This is a genomic window from Bradyrhizobium sp. GCM10028915 (genome assembly GCF_042666195.1).
Taxonomy (GTDB): domain Bacteria; phylum Pseudomonadota; class Alphaproteobacteria; order Rhizobiales; family Xanthobacteraceae; genus Bradyrhizobium; species Bradyrhizobium canariense_D.
Window position 1 is genome coordinate 1 of sequence record NZ_JBHTFN010000019.1, and the last position, 12,544, is coordinate 12,544.

Consider the following 12,544-nt stretch of genomic DNA (forward strand, 5'->3'; position numbering starts at 1 on the left):
CGGATCACGCGCATCGCTGCGGGCTCCGACTTGACGCCGGTCCGCTGGATCTTGCCGGCCGAGAGTTTGATGGAGGCGTCGTCGCTGTCCTCGCCCTCATAGACGGGGATGTAGTCCATCCCCATCGCATCCTTCTTCGGCGTCGGCGATGTGTCCGGCAGGCCCATGGGATTGCGGTAGTATTTGATCTTGCGCTCTCCGGAGGCGCCGGCCGCCGTTGTCGCCGGCGGCGGGGTTTCCGCCTGGTCATCGTCGAAGCTGATGTCGGCGCCTGCGGGCACCGCGCGGAAATCCCGGCCATCCGGGGTCTTTCTCGGCACCAGCGAGTACGACGGCTTGCCGTCCGGATCCTGGTAGTAGATCGGGGCGCCGCTCTCCTCGGCCGCAGCGGGACCGATCACGGCGGCGGTTCGCGCCGTCGGCCACTGCGGGCCGGCGACGACGAACGCGATGCCCGCCGCCGCGATCAACGCGGCTGCCAGGCTTACTGCGATGGGGCGGGTCACTTCTGCGCCGTGATGACGAGCTTGTTCTCGACGGTGCCGGCCTCGCCTTGGACCTTGGCTCCGAGCGAAAGCTGCCATCGCCCCGCCATGCCGAAGGTCGCCTTGAAGCGGTACGTGCCCGGCTCCGTCCCCGGCATGGGGGTGACCTTGGTCGCCATCTCCTGCATGCCGTCCGGAGCCATGTCCAAACGGCTGGCGAAGATCACCGCATCCGGCACCGGTTTGCCGGTTTTGGTGTTCACGAGCCGGACCGTGACGACCTTGTCGGGCCCGGCCTGGACCGATTGGTCGACGAGCTCGAACTTGTAGTTCTTGATGTCAGCCAATGCGGCCGTGCTTGCGCCGGCGATGGCCGCAGCGATCAACGCGGCCTGGACGGCGCGCGCGAAGGTAGACGTCTTCATGTTGTATCCTCGATGTCCTGAATTCGCCGCCAAGGCGGCGCGCGTCATCCGCGCGCGCGAGGCGCACGGACGCGATCGGCGTCAAGCGCCGTTCAGGCCAGGGTTCGAGGGGGTTGGTCGGGAGGTGGACGGACCAAACCATCGCCGACCACGTCGTCCGCCACCGAGTGGGTGGTCCGGATCGCGTGTCGCAGCGGCAAAGCGACGGCCTCGGAGGGGCCCGCCTGCGCGGTCTTCAGGACGCACATCGCTACCAGCGGGCAGTCCTGACAGTCCTTGCTCTTCTGCTCATCGGGGCAACAGGGCATGCCGGCCGACATCGACATGTCGCTCATCCCGTCCAGACGGGCTTGCGCAGCGGCCGCCGGCGCCGCCGCCAAGGGCGCCAACGTCAAGCCGGCGGTCACGAGGACCGCGAACGCAACTCTGAGCAGTCGCCGCAGGTTCATGACCCAACCATCCCACGGGCCGGGCCGCTTTGGAAGCTCGCCGATTTCACTTATTCGCAACCGTCAGCCGCAGCACGGCCCGCCGCCCGCCTCGCCGGCCTCCTCAGCCTGGATCGGAGGGCAAGGCACGGATCCGTAGCTGCAGAACACGCAGCAGTCCCCCGCTTTGGGCTTCAACCTGGTACCGCAGCCGGTGCAGTCGTAGAAGAACTGGCACGCGTCCTGCGGCATGCGCTCCAACCTTTCATGGCCGCAGCTGGGACACCTCAGAGTGGATTCTAGCTGCATCGGTCGTCTGTCGGTTTCTTCCTCGCCCATGCCACCGTTAGTAGCACGCCAGCAGCGGCTGTCACCCCGGCGCGGACTCGGCTCTTCCGGCCGGCCGAGCAGTTTGATGATGGGGCCGCCATGCAAGGACGTCAGTATGGTACTTGGCGGTCCCCAAGACGCCCAGCTAATCGAGGCGCGCGCTCAAGCTGTCGATGACCCGACATTCGGCTACAGAGCCGCCGCGACATTCATCGAGCATCCTTTTGAGCTCGTTCCGGAGCAAGGTCAGTTGCCTGATACGCAGATCGACCGCGTCGAGGTGGCGGGCTGCGATCTTGTCGGCGTCTTCGCACGGTCCACTGGGCTGTGCGCTCAGCGAGAGTAGTTCCCGGATGTCATCGATCTCAAACCCAAGTTCGCGGGAGTGACGAATAAAATTCAGCCGGCGTACAGTTTCGGCGCCATAGCGGCGCTGCTGGCCTTCGGTACGCGGGGGCGCCTCGAGGAGGCCGATCTGTTCGTAGTACCGGATGGTCGGAACCTTAACCCCGGCCTCCTTCGCCAGCGCGCCGATGGAAAGCATGGCCAGTTTCCACTTGAACCTCTAGTGACTAGAGGGTCTATAACCCTCTTCCGGACGATTGAGAAGGACCAAACCATGAGCGCGGCCTGCTGCGGTCACCATCACAACGAGCCTTCGGCGACAAACAGGCCATATCGCCGTGTGCTGTGGGCCGTTCTGGCAATCAACGCGTCGATGTTCGCCGTAGAGATCGGCGCCGGCCTGCACGCTGGCTCGGCGTCGCTCCAGGCCGACGCGCTCGACTTCCTGGGCGATGCGGCGAATTACGGGATCAGCCTCTTCGTCGTGGGCATGTCGTTGCGCCATCGCGCCGGCGCCGCGATCGTCAAGGGCGTTTCGATGGGTCTTTTCGGTCTCTGGGTATTGGGAGTCGCGATCTGGCACCTCTATTCCGGCACCCGGCCCGAAGCGATCACGATGGGCACGATCGGCATCTTGGCTCTCGCGGCTAATGCCGTTTCGTTCGGATTGCTCTGGGCCCATCGCGGCGGCGACTCCAACATGCGGTCGGCGTGGATCTGCACCCGCAACGATGTCTTCGGAAACCTCGCGGTGCTGCTCGCGGCCGCTGGCGTCTTTGGGACCGGCACCGGCTGGCCCGACATCATCGTGGCGGTCGTCATGGCTCGTCTCGCCCTCCAAGGCGCTATTCTCGTCGTCAGGCATGCCGCGTCGGAGTTGACGCTTGGGAATACCAGACACGCTCCGGTAGGTGGATGAAAAGCGCACCTCCCGGATCGGCTCAGGAGGAGCGCGGCAACCAGTGGACACGGTTGCCGCTGGTCCTGATGTTGACGGTCGGGCTGCTGCTTTCGTTGCTGCACTGTGCCTGCTGCGATCTTCCCTTCGCAAGCGACGGACCGACGATCATCGCTTCCACCACCTCGGCTCCAGACACAGGTTCGGATCCTCCGGAGCAGCGGTTGCCGCCTCACTGCGGCCAGTGTCTTTCGCACGTCACGACGCAGCCCCCCGCGTCGGCGCTGGCTCCAGACGATGCGGTTCGTGTCGCGCCGTCCTTGGAGCATGTTCGCCCGCTCGCCGGACTTGGGGACCTGCCCTTGTTCAGACCGCCCCGAGCCTGAGGGCGGCGGTCGAGCAGGCGCCGCCCGGCCACCGGAGCGGGTCATCGACGATATCGAGTGCGGTCATGCACCTATGAGGACGGGCGGCTCACGCGGTCGGCTTCGCATCGGAAAAACATCATGGCAAACAAGCCAACCATCATAGTCATCGCATTTCTGGCAGGCGCCGCAATCTTCGCCCTCGCGCCAGGTCTGTCGACCGGAGTTCAGCGCAGGATCGGGATAGGTTCGCAGACCCGACCGGCAGTCGCAGCAAAGCCCACCGCACCCGAGCCATCCGCCAGGTCGCTGACGATGAACGAAGAACGGATCGAACTCGCGCAGATCGAACAGCGGAGCGTCGGCGCGGCGACCGTGGCCAAGCGCCTTGCCGTGCCTGGCACAATCGTACCCGATGCCGCCCGCGTCGCGCACATTTCCGTCAAGCTGTCCGGGACCGTTGCGGAGCTGCGGAAGAACATCGGAGACGACGTGGTCAAGGACGAGGTCTTGGCCGTCCTCGAGAGCCGCGAGGTAGCGGACGCCAAGAGCGAGTACCTGGCCGCCCGGCTATCCAACGACCTGCAGCGGGACCTGACGGCGCGGGACAAATCGCTGTGGGAAGGACGAGCCGTTCCGGAGCAGCAGTATATCCGCTCTCGTAACGCGGCGGCGCAGACCGAGATGCGCTTCGGTATCGCGCGTCAGAAGCTGCTGGCGCTGGGAGTGCGGGACGACGAGATCACGGCGCTTCCGCAGGCTCCGGATGCTTCACTGCGCAGCCAGAACGTGCGAGCACCCATCTCGGGTCGGATCGCTGAGCGCAAGGTCGAACTCGGCGCAGCCGTCGGGCGAGACAACCTCGAGACCGAGCTCTTCGTCGTCGTCGATCTCGGCCGGGTGTGGGTGGAACTGTCCGTGTCTTCGCCAGATTTGCCGATGATTCGGGAAGGACAATCGGTCGCCGTGACGCTGCGAGGGTTTCCGGATGCGACGACAGGCAGGATCGTGTTCGTCAGCCCCCTGCTCGACAAGGAGACGCGCACCGCACGGGTCGTCGCGGCCATCGACAACGCCGACGGGCGCTGGCGCCCGGGATCGTTCATCACCGCGGCCATCGCGATCGAAGAGCATCAAGCCGGGGTCGTCGCGCCGATCAGTGCCGTCCAGACCGTACAGGGCCGCAAGGCAGTCTTCGTGCGCACGAAGGACGGTTTCGAAACCCGCGACGTCGTGCTGGGCCAGCGCGACGGCCTGTCCGTCGAGATCGTTTCCGGTCTGGAAGCCGGCGAGACCATCGCCGTCTCGAACACCTTCTCGCTAAAGGCAGAACTGGCCAAGCCCAGCGAAGAGGACTGAAGCGATGATCGAGGCCATCGTCGAATTTTCAGTACGACGCAGGTGGTTCGTCCTGCTCGTCACCATCGCAATCGCGGCGTCCGGGATCTGGTCCCTGACGAGGCTGCCGATCGACGCCGTTCCGGACATCACCAACGTCCAAGTGCAGGTGAACGCCGTCGCTCCGGCGCTCACGCCCGTCGAGATCGAAAAACAGGTCACCGTTGCGCTGGAGACCGCGCTGGCGGGCATTCCGGGAATGGAATCGACGCGCTCGTTCTCCCGAAATGGTTTCGCGCAGATCACCGCCGTGTTTACGGACCGCACGAACATCTACTTCGCTCGCCAACTGGTGGCGGAACGGATCAACGACGCGAAATCCGGCCTGCCGCCGGGGGTGGACGTGAAGATGGGGCCAGTGTCGACCGGCCTCGGCGAGATCTACTGGTGGGCCGTGGAGTACGAAAAACCAGGCGCAAGCGCCCCGGTGCGCGACGGGCAGCCCGGCTGGCAGACCGACGGCAGCTATTTGACGCCCGAAGGCGAGCGCCTAGCCGACGACTTCCAACGCACCGTGTATCTACGCACCGTCCAGGACTGGATCGTCCGGCCCCAGATCAGAACGGTACCCGGTGTCGCCGGCGCCGACGCGATCGGCGGCTTCGTCAAGCAATTCCAGGTGCAACCCGATCCGGCCAAGCTCATCGGCTACGGCCTCTCCTTCAGTGACGTCATTGCGGCCATCGAAGCCAACAACGTCAGCCGCGGCGCCAACTACATCGAGCAAAACGGGGAAGGCTATGTCGTCCGCGCCGCCGGCCGGGTCGAAAACATGGACGACATCTCGAACATCGTCGTTGCGACGCGCGCCGGCTTCCCGGTGCGCGTGAAGGACGTCGCAGACGTCGCCATCGGCCGCGAATTGCGCACCGGCAGCGCCAGCATCAACGGGCGCGAAGTGGTGCTCGGAACGGCCTTGATGCTGATCGGCGGTAACAGCCGCACGGTCGCGGCGGCCGCCGACGCGCGGATCAAGGAGATCGGCCGAACCCTGCCGCCCGGCGTCTACGCGCATACCGTGCTGAACCGAACGGAATTGGTGGATGCGACGATCCACACGGTCGTGAGCAACCTGGCGGAAGGAGCGCTCCTTGTGATCGCGGTCCTCTTCGTCATACTGGGCAACTTACGGGCCGCAATCATCACGGCATGCGTGATCCCGGTGACGATGCTGATCACCGCCACAGGAATGCTTCAAGGGCGGATCAGCGCAAATCTCATGAGCCTCGGTGCCTTGGACTTCGGCCTCATCGTGGACGGCGCCGTCATCATCGCCGAGAACAGCCTGCGCCATCTCGCAGATCGGCAGCGAGAGCTCGGGCGTGCCCTGTCGCTTGAGGAGCGACTGTCGACGGTGACCGCGTCGACCTCGGAGATGATCCGTCCGACGGTGTACGGGCAGATCATCATCATCCTGGTGTACGTTCCCCTCCTCGCCTTCACCGGCGTGGAAGGCAAGACGTTCGAACCGATGGCCTTGACCGTGATGATCGCGCTCGCGACCGCGTTCGTCGTGTCTCTGACTTTCGTTCCGGCGGCGATCGCAGTCGCTCTTTCGAGGCCGGTGCGCGAGGACGAGAACGCCATCGTGCGGCGCCTGAAGTCGGCATACGCACCGCTGCTCGGCGCCTCGGTAGCCAGGCCGACGCCGGTTTTGGCGGGCGCCGCGCTGCTGTTCGCCGCTGCGGTTGTCCTGTTCGGCCACCTCGGGCAGGAATTCACGCCAACACTCGACGAGAGGAACATCGTCATGGAAGTGCGCCGGGTGCCGAGCACCGCGCTCGCGCAGTCACAAGCGATGCAGCTCCTGATCGAGCGTCAAGTCAGCAAACTTCAGGAGGTCGCTTTCGTCTTCTCGCGCGTCGGAACCCCCGATCTGGCCGCGGACCCGATGCCCCCCAACGCCGCCGACACCTACATCATCCTCAAGCCGCAGAACGAATGGCCGGACCCCGGCATGACGAAGTACGATCTCATCAAGCGGATCGAGGCCGAAGCCGCCGAACTGCCCGGCAACAAGCTCGGCTTCTCGCAGCCGATCCAGATGCGGTTCAACGAGCTCATCGCCGGCGTCCGAGCTGATCTGGCCGTGAAGGTCTTCGGCGACGACTTCGCGGATATGCAGCGGACCGCAGGGCGGATCGCTGACGTACTGCGGAAGATCGAAGGAGCCGAAAGCGTCAAGGTCGAGGAAACGGCCGGATTGCCGTTCCTCGAAATCCGTATCGACAAACCTGAGATCGCCCGCCTCGGCATCAGTCTCGTCGCCGTCCAGGATCTGATCGAAACCGCGGTCGGCGGCCGCAACGCCGGCCTCGTCTTCGAGGGCGACCGCAGGTTTCCGATCGTGGTTCGTCTCAACGATGCTCTCCGCAACGACATCTCGGCATTGGAGAACCTTCCTGTGCCGCTTCCTCATGCCAATCCGAACGCGGCGGCGGCTTCGATACCGCTGCGGACGATTGCGTCTTTCGAGCAGACCGAGGGCGCCAATCAGATCAGCCGGGAAAACGGAAAACGCCTCGTTGTTGCGACCGCTGAAGTCCGCGGCCGTGACATCGGCTCCCTGGTGACTGAAGCGCGGGAGACGGTCGAGGAGCAAGTTAGGCTTGCACCGGGCAGCTTTTTGACGTGGGGCGGCCGGTTCGAGAACTTCACCGTCGCGCGCCAGCGGCTGATGATCGTCGTCCCAGGCTGCTTCCTGTTGATCTATCTCCTTCTGTTCGGGGCATTGGGTTCGCTGCGGGATGCGCTTCTCGTCTTCAGCGCGGTCCCGCTGGCTCTGACCGGCGGTATCGCGGCTCTATGGCTGCGTGACATGCCCTTCTCCATTTCGGCCGCCGTCGGATTCATCGCGTTGTCGGGGGTCGCCGTGCTTAACGGCCTGGTGATGCTGACTCGGACCCGCAATCTCATCGAAGAAGGCGTTTCGTCAAGGACCGCGATCCGCGAAGGTGCGCTGACCCGCTTCCGCCCCGTCGTCATGACCGCCCTCGTCGCCTCGCTCGGTTTCGTCCCGATGGCGCTCGCGACCGGCACCGGCGCGGAGGTCCAAAAGCCGCTTGCAACGGTCGTTATCGGTGGGCTTTTCACCGCGACGCTTCTCACGCTGGTCGTTCTACCCGCGTTGTATGCCCGCTTCGCCGATCTAACTTCGACGGACCGGGACGGAGTTTCGGCACCGCCCCTCCTGCACGACCGCGCGGCGGAGTAGCGGTTCATCCGCTCTCAGGGTGCCGGTGGAACAGTTGGACAGTCCGCCGGCATGTCGTTTCCGAATCCCTGCCTTGTCGTGGAGTCCGAGCTTGAGGGCCTTGCTGAAGCTCTGGCGAACGGCGTCCCTGCCCTGAAAGATACCGCTGGGCGTCTCCCGCAGGGCGTTTTTCGCAGCCAGGGGCTACGAAATCGCCGTGAACCGCGCGGAATGCTGGTATCTCGCTTGTCTCCGCAGCGTCGGGACCGCTGGTTGCTCAGCGTTGAAGCGGTCGCGTCATCTTGCCTCTGTCACCGAGGACAGAAGCTGAAGCTACTGAACTGGAACATCTGCGAGGCCCCCCAAGGCGTCCGATGCTCCTCCAAGCCATGCGAAAGCAAGCGGAAGTCGGGACCGAGCACGGCCGCCAAACCGTTGGCGTCGTAGCGCTGAACCGGGAGTCCGCTGCACCGCTCGGGGCCGTCGAGCGCAAATGTGCCGATGATGACCTTTCCACCGTGGCGAAGCGCCGACTTGAGCCGTGCGATGTAATCTTGCCTGTCTTGCGCTTCCGTCAAAAAATGAAAGGCGGCCCGATCATGCCAGATGTCGTACTGCTCGGATGGCTGCCAGGTCGTCGCGTCTCCGGAGATCCATTTGACCTCCTCCGACCGGGACCCGATCCGCTCGCGCGAGGTGGCGAGCGCCGCCTCCGACAGATCGAGGATGGTGAGGTTGCGATACCCGGCCTTCAGCAATTCGTCTACAAGACGGGATGCGCCGCCGCCGACGTCGATGATGGCAGTCTCCGGATCCGCGCCGCAACGTGCGATCAACTCGAGCGATTTCGAGGGCTTTTCCTGAAACCAACTGACTTCCTTCTCGCCTTTCGTGATGTAGACATTTTGCCAATGCGCTTCACGGTCCATGGCTGACATCTCGGTCCTCCTCCAGGTTCCTCCGGTTCTGTGATATGCGTAATCCGCCAATTCTCGCCAACAAGAACTCCGCGGCCGCTTCGGTATTCGAGCCCAAAGCATTGTTTCGGGAAGCAAGACGACAGAAACAACTGGAGTTCAAGTCCGTACCGGAAGTTTGTGTGCTCGATCCAGATGGCGACATCGTTCGCAGACTAAGGCGGGATGGACGGGCTCGACGTGCGGAGGATTGGCCATGCTACCACACGGATCTGTATACATTTGACCTGGATGGCGGCAGACAGATCGGCATCGTAGGTTGCGCGGTAGGTGCACCTTTTGCGGTTCTCGTCGCGGAAGAATTGTTCGCGAGCGAATGCAAGCTGCTGATCAGCATCACGTCTGCCGGACAAATCAAGGCGGTGGGAACGCCACCGTACTTCGTGATTATCGACCGGGCCTTGCGGGACGAAGGAACCAGCTATCATTACGCCGAACCGGCAGAGTTTGCGCATGCCGAGCGTCAACTCCTCGCGACCATGGCACGCGCGGCTGAGGACGCGGGGTTGAACGTGATAATCGGAGACAGCTGGACAACGGACGCTCCTTTTCGAGAGACCGAACACGCGATCGCGCAGGCGCGAGATCGCGGCATCCTCGCTGTCGAAATGGAAGCAGCGGCGCTCTACGCATTCGCCGAAGCCAAACAGGCAAAGATTCTTTGCATCGCTCACGTCACCAATACGATGGGGATTGGAGAGCAGGATTTCGAGAAGGGCGAAGCGGATGGTACTGCGGATGCCCTTCGCCTGATCGAAGTGCTCGTCAACGCCTGAGGGACGCGAGATCAAGGAGCCGGCCTGCGCCGCCCTGAACTCCGGACCGGCGGCGTCCGCCCGTGGGCAAGCACGGATCGGCCGTGGCCGCTTTCGCGGCAGAGGACCTAGTGCGGATGATGGTGCGCCGGCATGGAGCCGCCGGCAGTATACCCCCTCAATTCGGCATACTTCGTCAGTTGCTCGCGTCCAGAATCGTCCGAACCAAAAGATGATGTTTGAGATGGATGGCGCGCAGCGCGCCTTGTGTCAGCGCGATTTCGGCGACGGATTTTTTCAGGGTTTCTTCGTTCACCGTGCGACTGGCGAACTGTTCGTCCAGAGTTGCTTCCTGCGACAACAGCCGGGCCCCGACCGGGACGGCCTCCGCCTTCATGGTGTCGAAGAGCTCCTGGACACGAAGGCGTTGCGCGGACGTGAGGCCCAACCTGTCGGCTAGTTCAAGGACGTGAGAAGGGCCAGGATAGCCGTTGAGTTCGGCGGCAAGGGCGAGCCCCATTCCGCGTCCCTCCCGGAGATCGGTCCCCTGCTGATCGGACAGCGCCTTGATCGAACGGGTCTGCATGCCGGCATATGGACTTTGGGCGAGAGCCGCAGCGGCACAGACCAGCGAAACCGAAAAAACAGCGAGCAAGACTTTCATCGTTTCATCCCTTGCACTTTTCGGCGGGCCGCCCTAACGGCGCCGACGGCCGGGAGCATGATCGGGCCGGGACGGCAGATCAAGAGCCATTACCCGCTAGGTGGCTTGCCGTGGGATCCAACCCGGATCGTCGAGGCGTGCACACTGTGAAGTCGCGAATGCCATCGACTGCTCGAGTTGGGCGGCGAACCGCACCCACAGACCTTCGTCGCGGTGGTCCGGCTCCTCCTGCCGTCGCTTCGCGCAACAACAGGCGATTTAGGCGATGGCTGCCACGGCAGCAGCGGCAATGAGAACGACGTTAACGAGCGCTCCTGAAACATACAGAATGGTTCTGACGCTGCCGCCTTTGGCGGCATTGCCTCCCCGCAAATAGACGACCATGTGGATCAGACGGATCGCGACGTAGATCCAGACCAGGGCTGCAACTATCGATGGCCTGGCGCCTACCATCATCGCCAGTACGGCAGCGACGGCCAACGGCGCCGTGGCCTCCACCGAGTTCATATGGACGCGATCGATGCGGTAGAGCAGGTTGTCGTCGTCCGCCGGCAGGACCGGTCCGGAGAGCGCCCCGGCCCGACCTTTGGACGACCCCGAATACACCGCGAGCACGATGGACAACAGGCAGAGGACAAGCACTCCGATGATACTGAGCGAGTAAGCAGCCATTGCGCCTCCACGAATCCGCGCCGGGAAAGTGCGTCTCAAGCCTCTCCGGCGATCAGCTTGATGTATTGCCGCAGGTAGAGCGGCCAGCCCTGATCGCTATCGACGCTATTGCGAACGCCTTCCCAGCCTTCGCCATGCCGTTCGAGGTGGCGGTGTTCCAACTCCAAACGGGTCCGACTTGGCGTCTCCGCGATAAACCGCACCTCCCATTCACTGGTCTTCGAGGGGTCGGTCTCGATTTGCCAGCGCGGGCTGATGTCCCAGCTTAGAAGGACACGATTGGGTGGATCAAAGGCCAACACACGCGCCCATCTGCATTCGCTGCCGTCTATACCCCGATCGTAGATGCTTCCGCCTACCCGAGGTTCGAAGACGGTCTCTGCGATCGGGACGGCGAGCAGATTGTGCTCGCGTGGCTTGAAGCTGCCGAACTCTTCGGTGAAGACCTTGAACGCGCGCTCGATCGGCGCCTCGACAACGATGGACTGCTTTACGGGCGCAGCCGATATGCGTGTGTTCATCTGGAGACCTCCGGTGGTTTCTCGACGGCTTGTTTGTAAGCTGCCAGCGTGTTGCTCCAGAATCGGTCGAGCCACGCGCGCATCTGGCCGAGCCCTGCTGGGTCGATGTGATAGACGTTGCTGGCTCCCTTCGGCTCAGCTCGAACCAGGCGAGATTCCCGAAGCACCTTGAGATGCTGTGAGACGGCCGATTGAGAAACCGTCAGTTCGCGGGTGATTTCAGCGACCGTGCGTGGTCGTACCCCGACCAGCTCGAAAATCCTTCTGCGAGTCGGATCTCCGAGCGCAGCTAGTTGCAGACTATCCTTAGTCATAGCGACCCGCCGCCCGATGCTCGGTGGGTCCGCAACTTGCGTGGCAGTTCGGCGCATAATTAGCCATCACTAATGATAAGTGTACACTGATCATCGTGTCAAGCGTTGCTAACGAGGATGCCCGGGAGCTGCGCGGTCCGGCCCCAGTCGGCCTTGATGCCGCCGCCGACGATCGCGGCGAGTGGCGGCGACGCGTGCGAAGCCGTGAAGGTCCTGCTGCTCACGACCGAGTTTCTGGAGGACCCACTGGACGAGCTCCGATCGACGGTGCCGACCGGCTACGCCCGGGACAACTTCCGAGGGCCCGCGAACGCAAGGACGAGCCAGACGTCTGATGTGACCTACTATGTCGCTCTGCCGTTCGTTTTCTCCGACGACGGCGTGGCCGCAGGCGAGGCGGCGGAGTGCCTGAGCGCCAACGCCCCGGTCATGCGGGCGGAGGCGCTCTCACGCAAGCCGGGCCATTCCGGCGCCAGCGCGTTCTCGCGAACGGGAGATCCTTCGAGCGGCAAATTCAGGACGCCAAGCTGATCCGGAAGTTCGGCGACGTGCCGGACGACCTCGGCGCGCTATGAGCGCGCGCCTGCGGAGCCCGTGGTTCCGTAAAGCCGGTGACGACTATTTGCCGCTGAGCGATAGGCTGATGCGGGTGACGACATCGTCCCAGGCGTGCGGATTCCGATCGATGTCGCCCAGGATTCCGAGATGATCTCGCCCACCATTCCGATTTGAAGTCGCCCACCCGTTCCGAAATGATGTCGCCCACCATTCCGG

The 12,544-nt window shown here is 63.7% G+C and carries 13 protein-coding genes and 2 pseudogenes; 5 read left to right on the forward strand and 10 right to left on the reverse strand.

The genetic code is table 11. From position 1 onward, the window contains the following. The 5 genes and pseudogenes from ACFQX9_RS11765 to ACFQX9_RS11785 all read right to left on the reverse strand — a co-directional run. Window positions 1-506: pseudogene (locus ACFQX9_RS11765) on the reverse strand (efflux transporter periplasmic adaptor subunit); the annotation flags it as partial. After that, window positions 503-910, reverse strand: a complete 408-nt coding sequence (locus ACFQX9_RS11770; protein ID WP_377788607.1) for a FixH family protein — start codon at window positions 908-910, stop codon at window positions 503-505. The pseudogene ACFQX9_RS11765 and the gene ACFQX9_RS11770, both read right to left, overlap by 4 nt. Before the next feature lie 92 nt (window positions 911-1,002). Next, window positions 1,003-1,359: a hypothetical protein gene (locus ACFQX9_RS11775; RefSeq protein WP_377788609.1), complete on the reverse strand. Its 357-nt coding sequence runs from the start codon at window positions 1,357-1,359 to the stop codon at window positions 1,003-1,005. 63 nt (window positions 1,360-1,422) lie between these two features. Next, a complete protein-coding gene (locus ACFQX9_RS11780) occupies window positions 1,423-1,647 on the reverse strand; it encodes a GDCCVxC domain-containing (seleno)protein (protein ID WP_377788627.1) in 225 nt (74 codons plus the stop codon). Between the two features lie 166 nt (window positions 1,648-1,813). Further along, window positions 1,814-2,212 carry a helix-turn-helix domain-containing protein gene (locus ACFQX9_RS11785; RefSeq protein ID WP_377788611.1) on the reverse strand — a complete coding sequence of 133 codons (399 nt, stop codon included), beginning with the start codon at window positions 2,210-2,212 and terminating at the stop codon, window positions 1,814-1,816. Window positions 2,213-2,287: 75 nt separating this feature from the next. Here ACFQX9_RS11785 and ACFQX9_RS11790 point away from each other — a divergent pair, with 75 nt between their 5' ends. The 3 genes from ACFQX9_RS11790 to ACFQX9_RS11800 all read left to right on the forward strand — a co-directional run bounded on the left by ACFQX9_RS11790 (window position 2,288) and on the right by ACFQX9_RS11800 (window position 7,888). Continuing rightward, a complete protein-coding gene (locus ACFQX9_RS11790; RefSeq protein ID WP_377788613.1) occupies window positions 2,288-2,932 on the forward strand; it encodes a cation transporter in 645 nt (214 codons plus the stop codon). A gap of 659 nt (window positions 2,933-3,591) precedes the next feature. Then, the gene (locus ACFQX9_RS11795; protein ID WP_377788615.1) at window positions 3,592-4,635 is read left to right on the forward strand and encodes an efflux RND transporter periplasmic adaptor subunit; all 1,044 of its coding nucleotides are present in this window, start codon (window positions 3,592-3,594) and stop codon (window positions 4,633-4,635) included. Between the two features lie 4 nt (window positions 4,636-4,639). Continuing rightward, the gene (locus ACFQX9_RS11800) at window positions 4,640-7,888 is read left to right on the forward strand and encodes an efflux RND transporter permease subunit (RefSeq protein ID WP_377788617.1); all 3,249 of its coding nucleotides are present in this window, start codon (window positions 4,640-4,642) and stop codon (window positions 7,886-7,888) included. A gap of 290 nt (window positions 7,889-8,178) precedes the next feature. Here the strand turns inward: ACFQX9_RS11800 and ACFQX9_RS11805 are convergent, their stop codons facing one another. Then, window positions 8,179-8,805: a class I SAM-dependent methyltransferase gene (locus tag ACFQX9_RS11805; protein WP_377788618.1), complete on the reverse strand. Its 627-nt coding sequence runs from the start codon at window positions 8,803-8,805 to the stop codon at window positions 8,179-8,181. Between the two features lie 35 nt (window positions 8,806-8,840). On the opposite strand from ACFQX9_RS11805, the gene ACFQX9_RS11810 reads away from it, so the two are divergent. Beyond that, window positions 8,841-9,620 carry a nucleoside phosphorylase gene (locus tag ACFQX9_RS11810; protein WP_377788620.1) on the forward strand — a complete coding sequence of 260 codons (780 nt, stop codon included), beginning with the start codon at window positions 8,841-8,843 and terminating at the stop codon, window positions 9,618-9,620. A gap of 175 nt (window positions 9,621-9,795) precedes the next feature. Here the strand turns inward: ACFQX9_RS11810 and ACFQX9_RS11815 are convergent, their stop codons facing one another. From ACFQX9_RS11815 to ACFQX9_RS11830, 4 genes are all read right to left on the reverse strand, one after another. Beyond that, window positions 9,796-10,263, reverse strand: coding sequence for a hypothetical protein (locus ACFQX9_RS11815; RefSeq protein ID WP_377788622.1), 468 nt, complete (start codon window positions 10,261-10,263; stop codon window positions 9,796-9,798). A gap of 258 nt (window positions 10,264-10,521) precedes the next feature. Continuing rightward, entirely contained in the window at window positions 10,522-10,935 is a 414-nt protein-coding gene (locus tag ACFQX9_RS11820) for an MAPEG family protein (RefSeq protein WP_377788624.1), read from the reverse strand. A gap of 35 nt (window positions 10,936-10,970) precedes the next feature. Then, window positions 10,971-11,456, reverse strand: a complete 486-nt coding sequence (locus ACFQX9_RS11825; protein WP_377788625.1) for an SRPBCC family protein — start codon at window positions 11,454-11,456, stop codon at window positions 10,971-10,973. Then, window positions 11,453-11,770: an ArsR/SmtB family transcription factor gene (locus tag ACFQX9_RS11830; RefSeq protein ID WP_377788626.1), complete on the reverse strand. Its 318-nt coding sequence runs from the start codon at window positions 11,768-11,770 to the stop codon at window positions 11,453-11,455. The genes ACFQX9_RS11825 and ACFQX9_RS11830 overlap by 4 nt, the downstream gene beginning before the upstream one ends. A 336-nt stretch (window positions 11,771-12,106) precedes the next feature. Here ACFQX9_RS11830 and ACFQX9_RS11835 point away from each other — a divergent pair. Continuing rightward, window positions 12,107-12,345 (forward strand): annotated as a pseudogene (locus tag ACFQX9_RS11835) (hypothetical protein). Window positions 12,346-12,544: the final 199 nt, after the last annotated feature.